The following is a 22,165-nucleotide window of genomic DNA, read 5'->3' as shown; positions in this document are numbered from 1 at the left end:
AGAATGCCAATTTGAATCTTAGGATAATTCACTTCCCCCCAAAAACTTATAGGGTCAAGAAAGGAATTATGCAATTAATAATAGAATAGTAAAATTGCAAACTTACTATAAAGGGGAAACTACATGTTCTTAAACGCAAAATTAGAAACGGAACGATTAATCATTCGTCCATACCAAATAGATGACATTGATCAAACCTATGCGGTGGTCAGCGAAAAGGATTTCTATCAGTACATACCTGAAGATATTCCAGATTGAGACGGTGTGAGGAAAATTATCGAGTGGTCAATTGCGCAGAATAAGAAGAATACACCGGATAAAATTTATAAATTCAATCTTTCTATCATTCATAAAGAAGATAACCGTATCATTGTATATTGCGGTCTTGGACCTGATGACTTAAATATGGGTGAAATAGAAATTTACTATGGGATTTCCTCTAAATATCGTAAGCAAGGACTTGCTCTTGAAGCTGCAAAAGCAACCATGAAATATGGATTTGAAGTAATTGGTTTAAAGAAGATTATGGCTTTTGCAGATTACAGAAACCTATCTTCTCTTAAACTATTGGAGAATCTTGGCATGAATTATCATTTTCGTATTAGCCATCTCCAGGAAAATTTAAGTGATTTCGAAGGTCAATGTTACTATTCACTTACAGCTGAACAATATTTTAAGACTATGTAATATTAAGGGAGTTTTTGGACAACTTTCTGTGCTTTCCAGAAAAGTTGTCTCATTTAAGTGAGTAAAAGCAAGGGATTCGTACTTTGAACCCCTTACTTTTCATAGCCTTTATAGGTTCATTTTCTTCTTCATTTGATATTGTTCGGTTGTCACCTTTAACCCTTGTTCAATCAGGTAATTCGAAACAGGATTGGAAGCAGAGAAATTAATCGTTGTAATATTAACTTTTTCTTTAGTAATCGTCCCAATAAATTTAGGAATATCCTCTATATTTCCTTTTTCAAGCAATTCCATCTGATGGAGGATAATTCGATCTAGTTTCTTATCTTCATTCCAAACTTTTCGATAAATTGCATAACCAATCGGTTCATTCTTACCATTATAAAAAATCTTCGCTTCTCCCTGTTTTGCGCTCAACCAATTACATTGCCAAGGTACATCTTCTTTGTAAAATGAGAAACTAGGAAGCTGTTCTGGTCTTAGTAATTCATCTTTTACCCCAAGAGATTCACTTATTTTCGATTCATATTCTCCAGTGATAAACAGTAGGTGATCACTAATTTCATAGCCATACTTTTCATATAACTTAATGGCTCTTTCATTTTCTTTTATCACTTCCAATGTGGAGGTATCCACATTTTCCTGTTTATAGATCGCTAATGTTTCCTCCATTAAGCTTCTGGATACACCTTTTCCTCGATAATCTGGTGCAACTCCTGTACCGCCATTCCAAGCTATCTTTTTCCCTTCCACATTTCTAAAACCATTTAACACGATTCCAACCGGTTTGTTATCATCAAAAGCAACAATGGAATGGTTCGGAGATAATCCCTCTCCCACCAGTCGATTCAAAAATACTTCTGCATTCATTTTTATTTGCACAAAATAACCTTCAAAGCCATCATTCCACGCCGTTAGTATTTCATCTAAAGTACACTGAGACAATTTTTTAATCATCATACTCTTTCCCCAATTCTATAAAAACTATTGTACAACTCTAGCAAATTCTTTATATGGATTGTAAATTCCTTCTCCTACACGAAAAAATTCTAGCCTATTGTTCTTTCTGTAAGATAAAAGTAAAAAATGACAGTAAATCTTGAACTGTCATTTTTCTTTTACACTTTTTATATATTTACTTATTACTTTCACAATATTTTCAATGGCCTCTTTGGTAGGTTCATTTAGTTCTTCAAACTTAAATGAAATCGATTGAGCATGAGGATTTATATCAGGACCTGAATTTGTATCTCTTCGAAAAGATGTTAATATCTCCAACTCGTTTTTTAAATCCTCTGGTAAAAGGCGTCTTTCAAATCTCCAATTCACTAAATGTGGCTCTTTTTGCGTAGTACTAATCCCTTCATATTGTATAGCACCTATGCGAATCGCTCGATCTTCAAGTAGCTCATGGTCTAAGAATAATTGCATGGTTTCCTTACTTTTTGCATAAAGTGGATATAGTCCAGCTTCTTTTGCTTTATCCCAAATATAATTAAAAAGCGGTGTAATTTTAAACTCATTCCATAAATCGTACATATCCATTTCCCCTTTGTATAATATGAAAATAAGTAGTTAATCTTTTATATATGTTCGTTTATGCTTTACAATTACCTTCTGCAATAATTTTTTTATTTTCTGCTCGAAAAGCTATACATAAAAGGCTAGTATTTCCTTAAATCAATCGCATTACACATAAAAAGAGAAAACACATGTTTTTGTGTTTTCTCTTTTATATTGTCACTTATTTCTCTACACGTTCGTTAAGACTCTCTAATTCTCTACCCAATAGTTTCGCTAACTCAAGCATACCAAATTTTTGTTCTAGTTCTTCCGCGTCAGAGTTATAGTTTGTATTTGTGTTCACGTCATAAGTATAAACTGCGCCTTCCTCATCTACGATAAACTCAATACCTGCTACATCAATACTGTTCCCTTTTAAGAACTGTTTGTATTTTTCAATAAGTTCAGTACGTTGGTTGTCATAAATTCTGAACTTCATTTGGTCTTTTGGTTCCTCACCTACCGGGCAATATAAATCCCCAATTTGACAAGCATCTGCAGGGCATAATTCAAAGCCTTCAGAAGTATCTACTCTTACAGAGTACACATATTCACCGCCAACAAACTCTACGCGAGTGATTGATGAGTCTGGTGATTTTACATATTCCTGCACAAGTGTGATCCCATCTACCGAATCTTCAAAAGTTGGTTTGTCTAAATGTTCCTGCAGCGCTTCTAAAGAGAAGAATAATTGAACACCTAGCCCTTTTCATGCACGATTATGTTTTGTGATGAAAGGTACTATATTTAGTGCTTTAGCCGCTTCTATAATTTGTTCTTTACCCACAGCTGCAACTGTTTTAGGAACACGGATACCGTATTTCTCTAATTGTGTATATTGTTTTACTTTACTAATTTCAAGACGAAGTGCATTACTTCCGTTTAACACTTTTCGTCCGTAAAATTCTAACCAGTCAATAACAGCAGTCGCAAGTTCTGGTGCATAACGGTGGTTACGTGTGTGCGATGAAGCACTCATACGGTTGTAGAAAATACCTTCTGGTGGTGCTTCGTTTAAATTAACAATCCCTTCGTCTAAATGCCAAGTTTCATAAGGGATATTCAACTCATCTAACCTTTTAGTTAAATGAACTGTCCAATCATCATTTTCGTGAATTACATAGACTTTTTTTGTCATTTACAATCACCTCTTTTTTACATTCTAACATTAACGTACTAAACCAATCAATTTAATAAACATTTAACCATAAAAAACTCTGTAGTTAAATAACTACAGAGTAAAAAGGAAGCTTCTTTGCGCAAACAACTGCTTTGTGTATTAATACATCCTCTTATATCGCTGATGAAGATGATGTTAAAATTGCTTTTCTTCAACAATCTGATCAACTTCATCTAATTGTTGTTTTAACGTCTCCAGATGATCCTTATTTTGTTCTACCATGTCTAAATGTTCATTATGTTCCATCGCATTTTGATATGCATTTTCGGCATGTTCAATCGAATTAAATGCATGCTCTACTGCGATTTCCTGTGGATGTGACATCGCTTGTTTTACCGCGCGATCTGCTCTTTGAACAGAGTTCCCAAATAAAGTACTTGGATGATCCTGTTTCCAACTTTCACTTGAATGTTTCGCCAATTGCCTCATCCCTTCATTCAATTTTCTTGACTTACTATGCATAGTATTCAATGTTTAACATTGAAATATGTAAAGTTCATTTAGCCAATACTTAGTCGAATGAACAATTGATTCTTACACATAATTGAATTATTTTGAATCATACTATTCGTGAAAAATTATCTTCACCCTTTTACTAATTTTGTACGGATTTTATTTGACAAATACTCAACAATTAAAATTAATAAAACTAAACCTATTAAGATGGATCCTACTTGTGTCCATCGATAAGAATTCATAGCGAAAATTAATGGTGCCCCAATTCCACCTGCCCCAACTAAACCTAGTATGGACGCATCGCGCAAATTCATATCGAACCTATAAATAACAATGGATAAAAATAGTGCTGATAATTGAGGAATGATACCAAAACGGATTTTTTCAAACATGTTGCAACCAATAGAAGTCATTGATTCCAGCACACTGCGATCCAAATCTTCAATGACATCCACAAATAATTTAGCTAGCATCCCCACTGACACGAATGCAATAGTTAGTACACCTGTAAACGCTCCAAATCCTGTTACACGGACAAACATCAAACCATAGACAATCGCTGGAATTGTACGTATACAAATTAAAAGCAAGCGCACAATCCAGGCTACTGGTTTTGGTACGATATTGGAAGCTGAAAAAAAAGCTAAAGGTATTGCTATAATAGCTCCAATAATTGTTCCTAAAAAGGCGATAGCCAATGTTTCAATTAATAAATAAGGAATGCCACCTTTAAAATCGGTTAACAATGTCCAATCGGGGTTTAAAATACCTAAAATTATACTTTTAGCAATATCAAGGCCATTTGCTGCCATATTCTCTAAATTGATTGCCGTAGCAGACCAGACGAGCAAACAGAAAATAGTGATAACCGTTATAATCAATGAAATTCGATTTCTCTTTCCATATTGAAGTTGCTGTTCTATTGCGTTCATTCGATCTCTCCTACATTAGTTTCTTCCGACAGTACTCACTAATTGTTTCAATAATAAATACCGTGACGACAAGCATTAATATAATCATGCCTAGGTTCGCATAGTTTCGCCACCCAATGCTTTCATTGATCATTAGTCCAATTCCACCTGCACCTACATATCCTAGAATGGCTGCATAACGAACATTCCCTTCGAAACAAAACAGAGTTGTAGATAAGTAGTTTGGAATCACTTGTGGCATTATGGCATAGCGGAAAGAATACATCGATGTAAGTCCTAAAGATTGCATTGCTTCGTAGGAGTCCATATTGGCGTTCTCAATCTGCTCGTATAGAAGTTTGCCAACATATGAAACGGTGAATAAATAGATGGCAATTGTTCCAGCCATTGTTCCTAAACCGAAAACATACGTTGCTATTAAAGCTACGACTAGTGTTGGTAGTGTTCGTAGAAGACTTAATAAAAACTTCACCACAGTCGTGATTAACCGATTCTTTGTAATATTAGAAGCTGCAAAAAATGCAACAGGAAGTGCACATATAGCCCCAAGAACTGAACCTATTAATGACATCTTAATTGTGTCTAGAAGTGGTTGCCATAAACTTGGCATATATTCCACATTTGGCGGAATCATCTCATCTATGATGACAAATAACCTGTTAATTTGTTTAACAATGACTTCCAATTTAAATTCCGTAATATTGATAGAGACTATCGTAAAAAGCAACAAAACAATGATGATGAGTGGTGTTACTGATCTTTTTTCGACAACCATTTTCCCATTAGGCAACTGGATTTTTTTCGGAGATAGTAGATTCATTGGCACTCGTATCCTCCACTTCTTGACCGCTATATATTAATGAAAGTACCTCATCATTCACATCAGAAGCGTTTCCATCAAACACGATTTCCCCACTACGGATTCCTATAATGCGATCTGCATATGTAAGTGCTAATTCAACATGATGGATATTCATCACCACAGTCATGTTTAGTTCTTTATTAATCTTCCTAAAATCTTCCATTACCAAATTTGCTGTAACAGGGTCAAGAGAAGCAACAGGTTCATCAGCTAAAATAATTTGGGGAGCTTGAGCCAATGTTCTTGCTAAAGCAACACGCTGCTGCTGACCCCCAGATAATTGATCGACACGTACATAGGCTTTATCTAATATGCCGACTTTGTCTAAGGCAGTGAGTGCATTTATTTTTTGTTCCTTCGTAAAAATCCCAGTTATTTTTCTCCAAAATGGTAGATCTGGAACATAGGATACTAGAACATTTTTTAAGACTGTTGTTCGAGTTACTAAATTAAATGATTGGAAAATCATACCAATAGAACGACGGAGTTTTCTAACCCCTTTTCCTTTTAATAGGCGTATATCCATTCCATTTATATAAATAGAACCTTCTGTAATTCCATGCATTCGATTTATGCAGCGAATGAAGGTTGATTTTCCTGCACCGGATAACCCGATGATTGCTACATATTCCCCTTGTTCAATCTTGACGTTAATATTTTTTAAAGCCGTCAAACCGTTGGGATATTGCTTTTCAACATCTATAAATTCAATCATAGTGATCTCCAATCTTTTGTCTGAACTTTCATTTCTATTCGTGAAAAAAGGAGAACATCAAAATTGAATGTCCTCACTTTTTTTATTTCACAACTATTAGATTTGTTTCTTAACTATTGAACAGCTTCTTGTGCTGCACGTTCGTTATCATAGTCAGCATCTTTAGCAATTTGGTAACCTTCATGGTTATAGATACTAATTACTTCTTTACCTTCTGCTGTTTGAGCAATGTTCATGAACGCTTGTTGTAATGATGATTTTAAATCTTCATCCATAATTTCAGAGTTTTTACTTACACTAATTGTATCGTTATAGATCGCAGGCATTACACCTACTACATCTGTTTCTTCCCAGATAGAAGCTTCACGACCAAATTCAGCAGTCCATTTTTCTTCATTATCACGACGTGCATCAGCATATGTCACTAATACATCCGTTTGACCCGCTGCAAGTCGAGCGAAAGCACTACCATATGAATCTACTTGTACAACTTTTGATAAATCTGTAATTGTTTTTCCGAAGTTTTCTTTTAACCATAAAGCTGGGTAAATATACCCTGCTGGTGAAGATGATGACATCACGTTCCAGTTTAATTCATCTATCGAAATCCTGATTTTTCACAATTAGGACTTTCAAAACTAGCTACAATAATTAAGAAAAAACGACAAGAAAAACCCATTATATTAGTTGAAAACGGGGATTTTATTCAAGGAAGTCCATTGGCATTTTTCCATCATAAATTTTCTCATAATGAACCAAATCCAATGATCACTGCAGCGAACGATTTACAGTATGATGCAGCGGTTTTTGGAAATCACGAATTCAACTACGGGCTAGCAACTCTCAAAGACGTGATTGCACAATCCCATTTTCCATGGCTTGCAGCAAATATTTATTACGAAAACAAAGAGCATCTCAGTAAGCCTTACATAATAAAAGAAATAGATGGAATTAGAATAGCAATCCTTGGTGTAACAACACATTTTGTAACACTTTGGGAGGAGCCTTCTAATATTGAAGGACTTCAATTCCATGACGCTTATGAAAGTGCAAAGCATTGGGTACAGTTGATTCGCAAAACTGAAGATATTCATCTCCTTGTAGTTTGTTATCACGGAGGCATTGAGAGAGACCTTGAAACTGGTGACCTTGCTGAAGCTGATACTGGAGAAAATCAGGGGTATAAAATAAGTGAAATAGATGGTATTGATATCCTCATTACCGGACATCAACATAGAGAAATTGCTAAGAAATTTAATGGGAAGTCTGTCATACAGCCTGGAACGAAAGGAACTTGCATGGCTGAAATTGATGTAAAAGTAGAGCTCGATGAAGAATTAAATATAAACAGATTATTTCATGAGCCATCATTAATTTATGTAAATGATTTAACAGAGACGGACGATGAAAGTCTTACCAACGCAATTTCATTGCAAAAAAGATTAGAAAGCTGGCTTGATGAACCGATTGGGACAGTGAGTGGCAATATGTTAATAGAAGATTCATTTCAAGCAAGGTTAGTAGATCATCCTTATGTAGAATTTATAAATAATATCCAATTAGAGATAAGTGGTGCTCAAATTTCAAGTACAGCCCTCTTTCATAATGAAAAAGGCGGGTTTAATTACAGAGTCACAATGAGAGACATCATGAATAACTATATCTATCCAAACACGTTAAAAGTTTTACTTCTAAGCGGAAATGATATTCGACTCGCCTTAGAACAATGTGCAACCTACTTCGCCGTTGCTGACGGAGAGCTCGTTGTAAATCCTGAGTTTTTAATCCCTAAATCTCAACCTTATAACTACGACATGTGGGAAGGCATTGAATATGAATTCACCATATCAAATCCAATTGGACAGCGTGTGACGAAACTTCATTGGAACAACGAACCCATGTCAATGAATGACCAATTTAAAGTAGTGATGAACAGTTACCGTGCAACGGGAGCAGGGAATTTCCCAATGTTTCAAGATAAACCTGTACTAAAAGAAATTCAATCAGACATGATCGAAGTAATAGCTCAATATTTTATTAATCATAAAAAGATTAGTGCCACTTGTAACCAAAATTGGTTTGTAAAGATTTAGTATTCTACTACTCACTTTTAAAAATATCCGCACCTATACATTCTTCAGCCTTAGTTTCCTTTTACTTCGTTAGGTGCGGGTTTCAATTTAGAAAGTATTAAAGATAAATGGTATTTCTCTAAAATTAAGTAAAATCCCGGCAATATAATCTTACATCGAATGGGAGTTATTTAATCTCCCTCACTCATCCATTCCATAAAATTTTTTAATAGAAATTCCTTCCCGACTTCGTTATATACAACCTTCTGGTATTCGCGACCGTTAAAGTTTTTTGTGATACTTTCGATACCGTAACCTTCAGAGTTTTCATTAGTAATTGTAATAACCTTTCCATCTTCATCAATCGTTTCGCTTAGTATTCCCAGATCCTTTAACTTTTTATTAATCATCTGGCCAGTCACTTTTTTGCTAACCTGTGGATCGATTACTGTGTTAATTGCCTTTGCAAATTCATTAACACCAATTTTCCCAGTAGGAAGTTCGACCTTTTCTAGTTGTTCATATGTAATTTTAAATTTTTTTGGTTTTCTTAGTGGGAACTTTTTTTGCTCTATTTGAGTTTCGATATAATCAATGAGGAAATAAAATGTGCGTACAATCTTGGGGTTATTTAAAAAACTCTCATCTTGAATCGGTTTATCTGTTATTGGATCTACACCATTAGCAAGTTTTTCAATCAATACTTTAGTTTCACTTAGTTTTTGTGTATCAATAGTCATATATCCACCTTCTTCCATATCGGCTTTAAAATTAAGGGATTTACATTATTTTCGCACGTTGTAAAAAAGTCTTCCGGTAACATTCCTGAAATGACTTTGAATTCACCTCTTTCAAATCGCACAAGATAACTTTTCTCTTGGTCAGTTTCTTCTGACAGGTAAAGTTCGTGAAACTCCTCAATATGCTTATCTGTAATATGGCAATTGAATAAGTTTGTTGTCGTAAACCCATCTTTTTTTCCTAATACATAAACACCATGACCCTCTAGCTCTTCATCGATAAACTCTTCGAAAAGTTTACCGTCTTCTTTTTCTTCTAATTTGTAGTATCTACTATAGTTATACCCGCACCGTTGACACACAATAAATACTTCATCTGATTTATAATAGTAATCCATTAACGCTATCAATTGGCAATTGGGACATTTTACATTTTCTATAATTGAAGCGATAACTTTCAACCTCCTATTTTCATTTGGATTATTAATCATTTTTCATTTAGAATTTTTAAAAGAAACGTGGGAGATAAGGGTAGTATTGAAGATAACTTCATTTTATTAGATTCCAAATTTTTGTCAAATTCGCTTGGATTTTATAAAGGGGCTAAAATATCGTTTTCGACTCAACTGATATTCAAAAAACCTTTTCAGAGGGGTTATAGGTATTGAAATTAATTGAAAAAATTATTTTCATCTATATTACATAGATGAAATTTTTCATTTTAAAACATAATATTTTCTGATTATTAAATAGTTATTATCGATATCAAATAATTACAAATTAAAAAGTCATCTAAAATATTAAGAAAATGTTAAATTATTATTTTTTTGCTATCCTTGTTTATTTATAAAAAAAAGGCCGAACCCGTTTTTATTGGATTCGACCTACTTTTCGACTCTCTTTCAATGTCTTGCAACCTATATATGAACTTATTTTTTACTTCTTTATACCTACTGTTAAATTATTCAAAAAAAGGAACCTTTGTGCTAAAATTAAATTATAATAGTTTTGGGCTCAAAGGTGGTTGGCTCACTCCAGTAAGTAGAAAGGAGTGGTGCTATGACAGTCTCAGAAGCACTAATGTTGGCAATTTCATTTTCAACATTAGTCATTGCGATCCTGTCTTTTAATGTAAAAAAATAACCCACCTTTGAGTTGGTAGCTCAGATGGGTTAGGTAATTCCTTCTTTTTCTGGAGCCAATCCCTTGTTGGGACCGACTATTATACGGACTGTTTGATGTTGCAGCATCAAGCAGTCTTTTTTATTATTCATTATCTTAACCTTATTATACTATTTTTCGACAGTTTTTACAATATTGTTCCACAATGCATATTTTATGCGCCAATTTCGAGATACATTCCAACAAATTTATTCTTATTATTTTCAACCGGAATCGCAACAGAAGACTATATTTTTCGAAAAGCCGATCCCTTTTTCAAACGATTATCCGCTACTTCAACAATATGATTCACTAAATTTTCTTTTTTTCTCCACCGCATAACTCTCTTTCCTGGATCCATACCGTATTCGGAAACAATATCCTTTAATTGATCTACTTCTAATTGGTTGAGCAAATCAAGAAGCTCACTCTCTCCACATTGTTCTAATAACGTTTCCGGGTTGAAAAGGGCTGCATTTCGCTTTCTGGTAGACTTTTTCGAAGTAGTGCTTGAAGGAAGGGCACTCGTATTTTCATCTGGGCTGATTGTAGATATTGCTCTATCTTTTCTTCTTCCCCGACTTCCACTAATTTGATGAGATTCTTCTTCATTCCCATTGAAAATCCCCCTAACTTTCTCAGCAAATACGTTATTTGTCCGTACTTCTTGCATAATGACTTCAAACAGTTGCGCTAACTGGGTCTCAATTTTCATCTTCGTTCATACCTCTCAACAATTTCCTTTGCAAGGTTATAGAAAGCATTAAATTGACCACTATACCCCCACTTTTGTCGGAACGTTCCATATTCCATTGTGAAGTCTGCAGCACTTGCCATTTGATTATTATCTTTGAACACTGATTGAAACAAAGGGGCATCTATTTCTTTTTCCAGTTTTGCTCGATTAGTTTGGTGAACATTGGAGGTTTCTCTATATTTCGTAATTACAATTCCGAGCGTTTCTATTGGGTAACCGATTTCCCCTGCAAAATCATTCACACGATTAATAATCTGTGGAATGCCATATGTTGAAAGCACATCAGGAATCGTCGGAATAATATAGCCCGTTGCAATGCGAAGGCCATTAAGGGTAATTACACCTAAATTTGGTGGACAGTCAATAATAATATAATCATAGTTATTCATAGTTGGTTGGATTGCTTTCCGTAATATATCGTATGGATTATTCGTATAAAATTTCCCCGGGGGAAGTCTTGTTAAGTCATCTTGGATATTAATTAAATTGAGGCTTGAAGGGATTAAATCTAAATTTTCACATGAAATTATGTTCGAAACATTCTTTTGAACTGTCCTTTTAAGATCAAAGGTAAATTCTTCTGGTTTTAGTGCACTTTCAAATAATCGAGCCATTGTGTAGCCTTGATCATTTAAATCCTTCCACTTATGCTCCCCTATTAGCATTACCGTCGCATTCGTTTGCGGGTCGAGGTCAATGAACAACACCTTTTTCTTAAAATCCGAAGTCAACATTTCTGCTAGTCCTACACTTGTCGTCGTCTTTGCTACGCCACCCTTTAAATTAATAATCGGAATAACAATTGCCAATAAACCCGAGGTCCCCTTTCAAAGAATTATCTTCTATAAAATATATGGCTAGCTTGTAAGACTATGTGCAAATTCCTACTTAAGTAAATTTATTAGTTGGGGTTCGGATTTTAAAAGGAAAAAGTAGATTTCTTGAAGAATAGTTTATTAAATATAAAAATTTAGAACGATTCACCTAGAATTGCAAAGTAAATCTTCTTAAAAAAAGACGATTATAGGGGGCTTTGGATGAAGTATTTTTCAATATTTTTCATTATAGGTGTATTCTTATTTATGTTTATCATTTTTCCGATAATGGATGCCTTAGAAGTTCCAAGCTTAGGTGAACTATTGGGTATGCTTTTTACGAACCACTACCTTTGGACCTTGTTGTTAATTACTTTATTCATTTTAATGATGGGTTATATTGTTTACAGAGGTGTTAAGAAAATTATCCATAGTTAGTTAATATAGGTGTTGAGACTATAAATGAAAACGAAACTAAAAAGTCGATTCCATTTATATACGGAATCGACTTTTATTGTTTGCAGCTATTTTAAGTGGTTTTATTACTAATGTTATGGGAACGGATGTGGTTTCAAATTTAACTCTACCCCGTCTGTAAATTTTCGTAATCTCTCTGATTCTAAGAGTGCTTGTTTTTCATAAGGTACTATTAAAAAACTCGGTGTAACCACTCTTAAAGAGATTAAGTTCAATTCTCTTATATCTTCTGTAGTTAAATCTTTATAATAAATATCAGTTTGTTTTGCAACAGAGCAAACCATCTCCGAAAACGTATATTCTTGCTCAATTGACTCCAAATTCTTCACTTCTATTTCTGGACTGATTACATCTGTTAATACTTGCTCGTCATATCCATTAAAGTAATCATAAACAGATCCTTCGTTTGTCATATCCGCATCTGTATTCGATTGATAAACACTCTTTTCCTGTAAAGTGACATATCCACTTATTGCTTCTTCAATTGACTTTTTTATTGCCTTACGTATATTACGATTGGTAGAAGCTGTCATAAAAAATCCTTTTGAATCCTTTGCCTTGATGACAGTTAAGATGGTAAAGGAATTTATATCAGGTTGAGAGATATCGTAAATTTTAAGGGAATAGTTTAGACCTTCCATTAAAGTAACTAATTTTTTTATTCTTGAAGTATTAATACTTTCCAATGAAATTTCATAATTCACTTTCTTTAATAGCCAAAACAGCATAAACGCATCATTTTCTATACACTCATTTAATGCATTTTCAATTGCATCATTAAAGCTTGGTCCTGATGCTAGTCCCGTTGATACAACATCTCTAAACTTCTTATAATGATTTGGTATTAACAAATATACTGTTTCTATGGGTAAATAAACTTCTTCTCCCGTTATATAGTTATTGGAAAGAACCCAATTACGAGCTTCTTTTTCATCGTATTGTTCAACCTTAATATGGTTTGCATATTGTTCCTTTGTATATCGATTGAATTGCAAAGGAGTTATACATGGATAGTCCAGGTTGTTTTCAGATTGTTCCTTAATACCTGAGGGGTTCATAATACCAGCACAATAGCGCTCGATTGCTTCCCCCACTGCATGAGATTTTGCAACGTGATAATCCATTGAAAAACCTGTGCCAGGAAAAATCCTTTGTTCATATTTTTGTTTTATTATGGCCATATATCGATGAAACTGATTATTCATCACACTAATAGGAACACTCTCTAAAGTATGAATTAAATTACCTTTATACATTAATAGCACCCCTTCTACTTTGTATTAAACTTCACAAACGAGCAACAAATTTATGATCAAACAATCACACTGGCTCTTGCGTTAAAATAGACTGGACCCATATATAGACTCTTATCTGCTATTTCAAATTGAATAAACGGTACATTCTTACCTCTAGCTTGTTCAGAAATTTCATTGAAAAAAATAGTTTCATAAACGAAGTCAAAAGCAAAGATTATATCTGTATTAGAATCTACTTGTGACATTTCTTCTATATGAATGACACGAATGTCGTAGGCATATTTCTCGTAATTAATGCATTGTTGAATTTCTTCTGAAAGGTTTTTCGTAATGATTAAAACACTCTCTATCTCTTTATAATGGAACTTTTTGAGTAGTCCTTGGTTAAATAACCGATTCAAGGTGCTGTTAATAGTGGAAATAGATTGTTTGGATAATCTAGTACAATTTGATTTAGCAGCAACTTTTGCTTCCTTATTCAATCCTTCAACTTTTTTACTTGGCTGATCTTTTAATAATGAAGTTATTTTAGATTGAATGACTAGATTCCCATTATTCATCTTTTTCTCTTTAAGTTTTACAAACATACTCTTCCCTCCATTTCATATAGGAACATTTGATTTTATATTTCTGCAAGTATTAATATCAATCTTGCTTTCTGTTAGTATTAATTATAGGATATTTCAGAAATTTTCAAATCGAACAAACTTTATTGGGGACCCCCATTTAAAGTGGAGTTAATAATCAACTTTGAGGAAAGTGAGACTAGTTTACTCGTTTTTTATGAAAGTTTGACTAAAATACATAGGTTAAAGTGGTAAAAAAATTTGTATTTGTGAAAACATTGAATAGCATTCAACTTCTACCAACTTTATGTAATAATGAGGTTAATTCGGAGGAATTTGGTATGAAAATTGGAGATATTATTAAATTCAAACGAATTGAAAAAGGAATCAGTCAAGAAGAGTTAGCACTCGGCATTTGTACCAATTCCTATTTAAGTCGTATTGAAAATAATCACGTAACACCAGACGAAGAAATCTATCGTTTGCTTCTTGGTAAACTTGGGGCGGACTACGATGAGGTTATCTATGATTCAATTGAAATTGAGAATGATTTAGATGACTGGTATGAACACTTAACAAAGAAAACTCCGTTAAAAAAAGATTTATCTCACTATTTAAATCTTGAGAGTAAGATCAACCAAGGCTTAGTCATTAAATACAAGATCATCTATTCTAGATATTTAATAACACTTCGAGAGTATGCACAAGCGAAAGAAGTCTTGGATGATGTCTACAGTATTTTCTCTAGTTTAAATAGTTATGAAAAGTTCATGTTCATCAATGCCTATGTTGTGTGTTTTATCTTTTTAAATAAAAATGAAGAAGCAATTCAAGTATTTGAAGATTATACACAAGAACACAATCTCAACTTTGGCTCAAAAGAAGAACATGGTACTTTGTATTATCATATTGCCCTTTGCTTTAAACGAGTGCGATTGTACAAACAATGTATTGACTATGCTAAAAAAGCATTAGCTGAATATAGCGACGTTTTCCATTTACAACACATGGTTAAGGCACTTGTTCTATTAGGAATAGCTTATAACAATGTTTATGAATGGGATGTAGCAATTAAATATTATAAACAAGCTCTTAGTATTGTTGAGCAGTTGAACAACTCTTCAAACTCTGACAAATTAATGATTTATAATGATTTAGGCTATTCCAGTGAGTGTCAATATTTATATCATGATGCTATATTGTATTATCAATCTGCTTTAGAGATTTCACCTGAAAACTATAATGTACTATCAAATCTAGCGAGAACTTATTATAAGATTGGGGATTTTAAAGAAGCAAAAGCTTATTTAAATAAGGCTGATCATGTTATGGAGTCAGCAAACCCACCAGAACTATATGTTATTTCAAACAATTTATTAAGCTGTTTATTATTTTCTGAATATAAAGATATGGATGAAATATTTACCATACTAAACACTAATTTTCCACAAGTAATTAAAAATCGTGTATACGAAATAATCATCTTCTTCTCAAAAGAATTTGGTGCTATTTTAGAAAAAAATAAATTTTATAAAAAAAGTAATGAACTTTACAAATATGCCTTTGATGCATATGAAAATCTATTAAAGGGAGGTGAAAAGAACAATGGCTAAAAAAATGAAAAAGTTAGTTCTAGCACTTGCTTTAGTTTCTGGTTTTGCAATTTTTACAGCTTCACCTTCGGAAGCATCAATTTATGAAATCGATCCAGGTCCAATCGTAAAACCAATGAGTGTTGGTGGATACACGTTAGATCGCTAATTTAATAACCTTCTATATTTAACTTTATTTCGTTAAAATGCCACTTTGATCTGAGCCTGCTAAGCTCAGATCCTTTTTTATATTTGCCTGATGATAAATAATTTTCCGTGCTCATTAATATACTTATAAAAATTCTTAAGGGAGCTTCCAATTGAAAATAATTTTAATGCATATTGCGAGAGTGTTCCTAGGTCTTGTATTTTTAGGTGCTGGGATTAATGGATTTGTTGTTGGTTTTGGCTTTGAACCAATTGCACCAACTAGTCCTGCTGCAATGGCTTTGTTCCAGTTTGAATATTTGTTATTTGCAGAAAAAGGGCTTGAGGTTGTTTGTGGAATATTATTGTTGGCCAATCGTTTTGTCGTATTCACACTTGTTGCATTAGCTGCCATTATCGTTAACATTTTATTGCTTCATTTATTTTTAGATTGGTCACTTTTACTATTAGCCATTGCTATGTGTCTTGCTTATGGGTATTTGGTTTATTACTACTGGCATTATTTTAAATACTTATTTGATGTAAAAGCAAAACAGTCATTATAGGCATACTAAAGAAACGCTTGAAAGATGGCTTTCCCCTTTAGGTTATAGCCATCTTCCAAGCGTTTTTATTTAAATCGAAATTTAAATTTTGCTTTTTTCATTAACTAGTTTTTGAAGTTGAATGATGTCTTCTCCTAATTTCTTAATACGTCTATTGATATTTGCGTCATGGATTTCATTTTCCTCATCAAAATGATCATTTAACACATAGACACTGTTATCTGGAACGACCCCTTTTAAGAAAGATAGAATTGGTTTTAGATGATAATCCAATACAAGATAGTGCTTATCTGTTCCCCCTGTTGCAATCAACCCTGTTACTTTATTAAGAAGGGCTTCCACAGGTAAATGATCTAGTAAGTTTTTTAAAGCACCTGTAATGGAGGCTTGGTAAATTGGTGTTCCTATAACAATGCAATCTGCTGCGAGAATAGTATCTACTACCTTTACAGTGTCTGCGTTATAGTAGCTTAGCGGTGTTCCTTTAACAAACTCTACATCATAATCCTTTAAGTCAATCAATTCAATTTCTATATCTGAATCAAAAGATTTAGCAGCTTGTAAAACCTTATGTATTACTGTGTAAGTTTTATACCCGGCCAGAGCACCAGAAATACCAACAAGTTTCATTTTATTTATCTCCTATTATTAGTAGTACATTTAACGTTGTTATCAACTTTAACAATTTAGTTTACTTGGTACACCTTTAACTTATCATTCAACTTCTGATAAACAACTTTCATCTCTCGTTCTGTACTAGCTTCTACCGCTTCTTCTAATTCCATCCACCTAATGTCACTATTCTCATCAGGTTTAATATGAGTTAGATCATTTTCATCGGCTGTGAGTAAATAAGTAACATTTAAATGCACATGTGTTGCCACGTGTTGACCGCGCTTTTCGTGAGCAGGAACCCCTAATATCTCAATAGAATAAATCGCGTCTGTAATAGGTTCTACGTTAACTAACCCCGTTTCTTCCTTCGCCTCTTTTATAGCTACTTGAAGCAGGTCATCGTCTCCATCAGCATGTCCGCCAACCCAAGACCAAGAATCATAAATATTATGGTAAGCCATCAATACTTTTGTATGGTCTTTATTTACTAGCCATGCAGATGCAGTAAAGTGAGCAAATTCATTTTCTCTCGTTAACAAGTTATCAAAAGTATCCATATATCGTAAGATGATTTCCTGGTCCTTTTTCTCTTGTGCGTTATATGGGTTATAATGTTGTATTTGTTCTTTAAGATTCATACGTTACTCCTTTAACAGTGCAAGTTTTAATAGACTTTTTAATGTAACTCTCAATCAATTATACATGAACATAAAAATGAAAGCCTATCCTAAAAGTGGACAGGCATAAATGTTCAATACATTATTTTTTTGAATTAGGGAACTGCCTCCCCATTGTGTGAATAAGAATTTCTATCATTATTACCTATTTGGGTGTATACACATATCGACACTTGTCCTATTATGCCATCAATATTTCACTTTGGTAATTATTTTTGTAGCAGTTTACTTTTTCAGAATAAACCCTGGGTACTGTAGTTTTTTACTCAAATAAAAACTGATAAATAAAATTACGATGGCTACCAACCATTTGTTCTGGTAGTTCATCATTCTTAAAATATTGGACATCTACTGTTTCTGGTGTTTCAAAATGAATTTCACCTTTAGTTTGATCCGTCATAAATACCGCAGTTACAGAGTAAAACTCATCTCCATTTGCACCTTTCACATACGTATCCTCACCCGAAAACACCGCCAATAATCTTAAGCTCTGAATATGTAAACCTGTTTCTTCTAATACTTCTCGAATAGCCACTTGTTCAAAACTTTCTCCAAGATTCATCAATCCACCTGGCAACCCCCATCTACCCTCAGGTCTTTTTTGTAACAATACTTCCCCTTGATTGTTCCGAATAATTACTACAGATCCCGGTAAAATTAAAGGTTTCGTTCCTACGTATTGCCTTAGATATTTATAATATTCCATGAATTCATGTCCCCTTTTATAAAACTACTAGTTCATATTATATTGTTGTTCAATTCATCAACCTTAGCATTTGTCACGAATATATGTATTTAATTCTAACAGTTAAAAGTTAAGTAGCAAGATACGTAAAAACACTAATTAAATGTCCCAGTTAACATGATTTCTTTAGAATAGACTACTATGATACAAAAATTAGAACAAATTATTTTAGAAATGCAGACATTTGCAATGATAAGTCTTATTCGGGGAAATCACTGTGAATATTCTTTCTTTATTGCTGTTCATTTACTCTCGGAATATTTGATAAAAGCTGTTCTAAAAATGGAAAAATTTCATTAGTTATTATAACCCTTTCATACACCTCCCTTTGTCGACCTTCATTAGAAGTGTCGACTCTTTTTGTATTTGCTTTTGAGCTTTCGGGTACATTAGACAAACAGTAATGGTTATTTGAAATATTTCCTTGGAAATAATCGAATTTTGTTGAGTAGGGATAATTGAATGAACTTATTTCATTACTTTTTCCGACAACTTCAATTACATATAGAAACATTTTAGGGACTTTAAAACGCATGGACAATTAAATCCATGCGCTTTTTATGTGTGTTTATTATTATCCAACCGACTTAATAAGCTTAGCAATTCGCTTTCTTTGAGGCTCTGTCATGTATGGTTCTCTTTCACGTAATACTTGAAGAAACTCCTCTTTATTTTCATCATTAACAGCAATGCATGTGCTTTCTGCGTGCTGCGGCACTTCTTTTGTTCTGCATTTTTTTAAATGTTCAATTAAGAAAGGAAATATTCGCTCATTTTTTTCTTTGTTCGATGCAGCTACTTTCGCCAATGTTATTATCCCTTTATCAACCGTGATAACTGAGCCGTTTTTTACAGCAAGTTGAATTTCGTGTAATTGCTTCATAAGCAAATCCGCCTTCAAATGAGCAATGGTTGCTAACGCCTGCATTGCCCCCCAGACCATCCGATTGTCACGACTTCTTAACAACCCGACAAACTTTATTGCATAATCGCTAATTAACTCTGGTTTAACTTGTCCTATCTCATAAGTCACTTTGATACAATCATGACGAATTTTTTTATCTTTGTTAGAAAGGTTATCAATAATTTCTATTATCCCTACTTTGTTTTCTTCACTTGCTAGTTCATGGGCAAGTTCGATATTCGGTTCCTCATCACGGCGATCTAACTGTGAAGCTAATCTGTTTACTATAGTCATTCAAGGCTCCTATTTTTTATATTCTCCAATTTAATCTTTCCCTTTCAGCAGAAAGATTTAAACCAACCAAAAGATCGGATATCAAATGTAAAATGTCTTCATCGAATCCTGGTGCGACAACATAATAATAATTTGCATCACGGATGAATGCTAACCTTTCAACGGTGTTTGCATTGTGCAAAAACTGCTTCATGCTGTTTAAGCGAGCTTGATTCAAAGGATGCTCGAATTGAAACTTTTGTTTACTTGCCTGTGGATTTAAAGTACCTATAATCCCTAAATTATCTAATGTAGAAATAACAGTTTCTTTCTCACGCTTGTCCAGAATTTCTTTCATATAGGTAACGACCTGTTTTTCTTTGGCACTAAATGTTTGTTTTACCCTATTTAATATTGCATGACGTCTTTCTTTCCAATCAGTAGGGGTATCTTGTTCCATTTCCTCAATCAGTTCATTCAATTTTACTTCATCATTAAAATCCCAAATACTCTCTAAAAGTTCTGCATATGGCACAGAGCTTACTAAATCAAAGAAATCACGGATATTTTTCGCAACCAACCGAATTGGTGGATCATTTGTAGGGCTAATACAGATAATTGGCGCTTCTTCCAAGCTATTAACCTTTCCAAATTCCGTTAGAAAAGCAAAATGAATTCCATCACCACCTGTTTCAGCAAAAGGAATGCAATCAACTGGAGTAATTGAATAAGCATATGGCTCATAAATCGGTCTAAGTCCAATCATCTCTAGAGATAATTCATCCTTTTTCAATTCAGCTTCAAGTTTAAACAGTTCTACGATTTCAGTGGGAATTTGATAAGGTGCGTATAGTTTTGCTAAATCTTGGCCCATTATGTGTTCCTCCTTTTCCTAATACTTTATCTATTAACCAACCACCTCATTTTCCCTTCTTCATTTCTAAAAACAATATGAAAATGTAATGTGAACTACACTAGCTCCAATGAATATAATTCCTCATCATAAAAGAGTATTATTAACAACTTTTTACTTTTTCAAATTACGGGTTATTTTGGTGTCACAAAACCGATTGCCACCTCGTTATGAATATGAAATCAATATTAGGAGGTTATTTGTATGGCGAAACAATGGGATGTTGTCATTATTGGAGGAGGATTATCAGGTTTAGTTGGAGCTAATTGTCTAACACAATCGCAACTTTCAGTTTTAGTTATAGAAAAAGGTAAAAAGTTTGGGGGGCGAGCGAGAACAGACAGCATTAACAACCAATTATTTAATATCGGCCCCCATGCACTTTATAAAAAAGGAGAAGCAAAGTCGATTCTAGAACAATTAGGTATTGAACTTCATGGAAAGTCTCCCAAACTAGGTGGTTTATTAATCGATGAGAAAGTCAAATACAGTGCACCCTTCAATCCCATTGGCGTTTTTACAACTTGCTTCTTTAATTGGAAGGAAAGAATGCAGTGGATAAAGGCTCTAGTTAAAATTCTGAACACAAAAACAGATTCAATATCACAACAATCATTCTTACAATGGGTGGAAGGTGTATCCTCATCAAAATCCGTACAAACTGTTCTTTTATCACTTGGCAGATTAGCAACCTATTGTCACGCACCCGCTCATGTGAGTGCAAAAGTTATCGTAACTCAATTAAAAGCCGTTATGAGTGGTGTCATTTATCTAGATGGCGGTTGGCAATCAATGATTGACCAACTTTACAATAAAGCGTTAATGAAAGGTACTGAAGTCCGTTCTCATCAAACAGTGAAACAGATTCTTCCTATGTTTAGTGAAAAAGATACGGCATTTGATATTACACTTGCTAATGGGGAAAGCATTTCCACTAGGAATATCATTTCTACAACCGGACCACGAGAATTACTCAAAATGCTTGGAGAATACGCTCCTTCGGTTATGAAAGATTTTTTCGCCCAAATGGAACCAGTTAAAGGTGCAACATTAGATGTTGCATTAACTAAACTTCCTGACCCATCGAAACTTTTCGCATTGGGTATTCATGCCCCACTTTATTATTCTGTTCACTCAACATATGCTCAGCTTTCCGAACATTCAAACAATGTTATTTTACACGTTTATAAATACCTACAGCCCGATGAACTAGTAGAGGCTAAATCTGTCCAATTAGAACTTGAACAATTTTTAGAAACTATTCAACCCGGTTGGAAACAATACGAAATTACAAGTCGCTTCATCCCATATATTACGGTGAACGAGCGATTACCATTGGTTGGCGATGAATTGCGGTTAGAAAGTTCTAAACCTGCCGTACCGGGACTATATTTATCTGGGGACTGGACTTCGCCTTACTCCATTCTTTCCGAAGCAGCTGTCTCAAGCGCTCAGCAAGCTGCTATTGGAATCATCCAAAAAGAAAAGAGTTGA

General features: G+C 33.9%; 26 protein-coding genes and 2 pseudogenes. 9 read left to right on the top strand and 19 right to left on the bottom strand.

Annotated elements, in window-relative coordinates; translation table 11 throughout:
• Positions 1-123 precede the first annotated feature (123 nt).
• Together CD29_RS20590 and CD29_RS06785 are read left to right on the top strand one after the other, a co-directional pair.
• Complete coding sequence (locus CD29_RS20590) at positions 124-258, top strand: GNAT family N-acetyltransferase (RefSeq protein ID WP_215490525.1); 135 nt, start codon at positions 124-126, stop codon at positions 256-258.
• 6 nt (positions 259-264) lie between these two features.
• The gene (locus CD29_RS06785; protein WP_052124032.1) at positions 265-687 is read left to right on the top strand and encodes a GNAT family N-acetyltransferase; all 423 of its coding nucleotides are present in this window, start codon (positions 265-267) and stop codon (positions 685-687) included.
• A 108-nt stretch (positions 688-795) separates the two neighbouring features.
• Here the strand turns inward: CD29_RS06785 and CD29_RS06780 are convergent, their stop codons facing one another.
• The 8 genes and pseudogenes from CD29_RS06780 to CD29_RS06745 all read right to left on the bottom strand — a co-directional run.
• Positions 796-1,647 carry a GNAT family N-acetyltransferase gene (locus CD29_RS06780; protein WP_036184474.1) on the bottom strand — a complete coding sequence of 284 codons (852 nt, stop codon included), beginning with the start codon at positions 1,645-1,647 and terminating at the stop codon, positions 796-798.
• A gap of 147 nt (positions 1,648-1,794) precedes the next feature.
• Positions 1,795-2,226, bottom strand: a complete 432-nt coding sequence (locus tag CD29_RS06775) for a hypothetical protein (protein ID WP_036184472.1) — start codon at positions 2,224-2,226, stop codon at positions 1,795-1,797.
• Positions 2,227-2,431: 205 nt separating this feature from the next.
• Positions 2,432-3,388, bottom strand: a pseudogene (locus tag CD29_RS06770) (ATP-grasp domain-containing protein).
• Positions 3,389-3,565: 177 nt separating this feature from the next.
• Positions 3,566-3,850: a DUF2564 family protein gene (locus tag CD29_RS06765; RefSeq protein WP_036184471.1), complete on the bottom strand. Its 285-nt coding sequence runs from the start codon at positions 3,848-3,850 to the stop codon at positions 3,566-3,568.
• 164 nt (positions 3,851-4,014) lie between these two features.
• The gene (gene phnE / locus CD29_RS06760; protein ID WP_036184470.1) at positions 4,015-4,818 is read right to left on the bottom strand and encodes a phosphonate ABC transporter, permease protein PhnE; all 804 of its coding nucleotides are present in this window, start codon (positions 4,816-4,818) and stop codon (positions 4,015-4,017) included.
• 10 nt (positions 4,819-4,828) lie between these two features.
• On the bottom strand, positions 4,829-5,638 hold the full coding sequence (gene phnE, locus CD29_RS06755) for a phosphonate ABC transporter, permease protein PhnE (protein ID WP_036184468.1): 810 nt from the start codon (positions 5,636-5,638) through the stop codon (positions 4,829-4,831).
• Entirely contained in the window at positions 5,601-6,395 is a 795-nt protein-coding gene (gene phnC / locus CD29_RS06750) for a phosphonate ABC transporter ATP-binding protein (protein ID WP_036184467.1), read from the bottom strand. The genes phnE (CD29_RS06755) and phnC overlap by 38 nt, the downstream gene beginning before the upstream one ends.
• A gap of 113 nt (positions 6,396-6,508) precedes the next feature.
• Positions 6,509-6,985: pseudogene (locus CD29_RS06745) on the bottom strand (PhnD/SsuA/transferrin family substrate-binding protein); the annotation flags it as partial.
• A 6-nt stretch (positions 6,986-6,991) separates the two neighbouring features.
• On the opposite strand from CD29_RS06745, the gene CD29_RS06740 reads away from it, so the two are divergent.
• On the top strand, positions 6,992-8,488 hold the full coding sequence (locus tag CD29_RS06740; RefSeq protein WP_081976168.1) for a bifunctional metallophosphatase/5'-nucleotidase: 1,497 nt from the start codon (positions 6,992-6,994) through the stop codon (positions 8,486-8,488).
• A 170-nt stretch (positions 8,489-8,658) separates the two neighbouring features.
• Here the strand turns inward: CD29_RS06740 and CD29_RS06735 are convergent, their stop codons facing one another.
• Together CD29_RS06735 and CD29_RS06730 are read right to left on the bottom strand one after the other, a co-directional pair.
• Positions 8,659-9,207, bottom strand: a complete 549-nt coding sequence (locus CD29_RS06735; RefSeq protein WP_036184465.1) for a hypothetical protein — start codon at positions 9,205-9,207, stop codon at positions 8,659-8,661.
• Positions 9,204-9,668: a hypothetical protein gene (locus CD29_RS06730; protein WP_036184463.1), complete on the bottom strand. Its 465-nt coding sequence runs from the start codon at positions 9,666-9,668 to the stop codon at positions 9,204-9,206. Before CD29_RS06730 ends, CD29_RS06735 begins: the two co-directional genes overlap by 4 nt.
• A 598-nt stretch (positions 9,669-10,266) precedes the next feature.
• On the opposite strand from CD29_RS06730, the gene CD29_RS20920 reads away from it, so the two are divergent.
• Positions 10,267-10,350, top strand: a complete 84-nt coding sequence (locus tag CD29_RS20920; protein ID WP_408056607.1) for a putative holin-like toxin — start codon at positions 10,267-10,269, stop codon at positions 10,348-10,350.
• A 265-nt stretch (positions 10,351-10,615) separates the two neighbouring features.
• Here the strand turns inward: CD29_RS20920 and CD29_RS19600 are convergent, their stop codons facing one another.
• Positions 10,616-11,083 carry a hypothetical protein gene (locus tag CD29_RS19600; protein ID WP_052124030.1) on the bottom strand — a complete coding sequence of 156 codons (468 nt, stop codon included), beginning with the start codon at positions 11,081-11,083 and terminating at the stop codon, positions 10,616-10,618.
• A complete protein-coding gene (locus tag CD29_RS06720; protein ID WP_036184461.1) occupies positions 11,080-11,934 on the bottom strand; it encodes a ParA family protein in 855 nt (284 codons plus the stop codon). Before CD29_RS06720 ends, CD29_RS19600 begins: the two co-directional genes overlap by 4 nt.
• A 228-nt stretch (positions 11,935-12,162) precedes the next feature.
• Between CD29_RS06720 and CD29_RS06715 the strand changes: the two genes are divergently transcribed.
• On the top strand, positions 12,163-12,378 hold the full coding sequence (locus tag CD29_RS06715; protein ID WP_036184459.1) for a hypothetical protein: 216 nt from the start codon (positions 12,163-12,165) through the stop codon (positions 12,376-12,378).
• Between the two features lie 113 nt (positions 12,379-12,491).
• Here the strand turns inward: CD29_RS06715 and CD29_RS06710 are convergent, their stop codons facing one another.
• Both CD29_RS06710 and CD29_RS06705 read right to left on the bottom strand, forming a co-directional pair.
• On the bottom strand, positions 12,492-13,673 hold the full coding sequence (locus CD29_RS06710; protein WP_036184457.1) for a YcaO-like family protein: 1,182 nt from the start codon (positions 13,671-13,673) through the stop codon (positions 12,492-12,494).
• Positions 13,674-13,729: 56 nt separating this feature from the next.
• Positions 13,730-14,260 carry a hypothetical protein gene (locus tag CD29_RS06705; protein ID WP_036184455.1) on the bottom strand — a complete coding sequence of 177 codons (531 nt, stop codon included), beginning with the start codon at positions 14,258-14,260 and terminating at the stop codon, positions 13,730-13,732.
• A gap of 320 nt (positions 14,261-14,580) precedes the next feature.
• On the opposite strand from CD29_RS06705, the gene CD29_RS06700 reads away from it, so the two are divergent.
• From CD29_RS06700 to CD29_RS06695, 3 genes are all read left to right on the top strand, one after another.
• Entirely contained in the window at positions 14,581-15,852 is a 1,272-nt protein-coding gene (locus tag CD29_RS06700) for a tetratricopeptide repeat protein (RefSeq protein WP_036184452.1), read from the top strand.
• Entirely contained in the window at positions 15,845-16,000 is a 156-nt protein-coding gene (locus CD29_RS20195) for a hypothetical protein (RefSeq protein ID WP_156111877.1), read from the top strand. The genes CD29_RS06700 and CD29_RS20195 overlap by 8 nt, the downstream gene beginning before the upstream one ends.
• Positions 16,001-16,151: 151 nt before the next feature.
• A complete protein-coding gene (locus CD29_RS06695) occupies positions 16,152-16,544 on the top strand; it encodes a hypothetical protein (protein ID WP_235801791.1) in 393 nt (130 codons plus the stop codon).
• An 81-nt stretch (positions 16,545-16,625) separates the two neighbouring features.
• On the opposite strand, the gene CD29_RS06690 is transcribed toward CD29_RS06695, so the two are convergent.
• The 5 genes from CD29_RS06690 to CD29_RS19595 all read right to left on the bottom strand — a co-directional run bounded on the left by CD29_RS06690 (position 16,626) and on the right by CD29_RS19595 (position 20,632).
• Positions 16,626-17,174 (bottom strand): NADPH-dependent FMN reductase, encoded by a 549-nt coding sequence (locus tag CD29_RS06690; RefSeq protein ID WP_036184450.1) that lies wholly within the window; start codon positions 17,172-17,174, stop codon positions 16,626-16,628.
• 56 nt (positions 17,175-17,230) lie between these two features.
• Positions 17,231-17,797 carry an NUDIX hydrolase gene (locus tag CD29_RS06685; RefSeq protein WP_036184447.1) on the bottom strand — a complete coding sequence of 189 codons (567 nt, stop codon included), beginning with the start codon at positions 17,795-17,797 and terminating at the stop codon, positions 17,231-17,233.
• A gap of 301 nt (positions 17,798-18,098) precedes the next feature.
• Positions 18,099-18,542 carry an NUDIX hydrolase gene (locus CD29_RS06680; protein WP_036184445.1) on the bottom strand — a complete coding sequence of 148 codons (444 nt, stop codon included), beginning with the start codon at positions 18,540-18,542 and terminating at the stop codon, positions 18,099-18,101.
• Positions 18,543-19,155: 613 nt separating this feature from the next.
• A complete protein-coding gene (locus CD29_RS06670; protein ID WP_052124029.1) occupies positions 19,156-19,779 on the bottom strand; it encodes a hypothetical protein in 624 nt (207 codons plus the stop codon).
• Positions 19,780-19,795: 16 nt separating this feature from the next.
• Positions 19,796-20,632 (bottom strand): hypothetical protein, encoded by an 837-nt coding sequence (locus CD29_RS19595; RefSeq protein WP_052124028.1) that lies wholly within the window; start codon positions 20,630-20,632, stop codon positions 19,796-19,798.
• 243 nt (positions 20,633-20,875) lie between these two features.
• Between CD29_RS19595 and CD29_RS06660 the strand changes: the two genes are divergently transcribed.
• Positions 20,876-22,165 (top strand): phytoene desaturase family protein, encoded by a 1,290-nt coding sequence (locus CD29_RS06660; RefSeq protein WP_036184442.1) that lies wholly within the window; start codon positions 20,876-20,878, stop codon positions 22,163-22,165.

This window comes from Ureibacillus manganicus DSM 26584, from assembly GCF_000772945.1.
GTDB classification, from domain to species: Bacteria; Bacillota; Bacilli; order Bacillales_A; family Planococcaceae; genus Ureibacillus; species Ureibacillus manganicus.
Note: the sequence above shows the minus strand (reverse complement) of the source record. Positions and strands in the feature narration are given on the sequence as shown.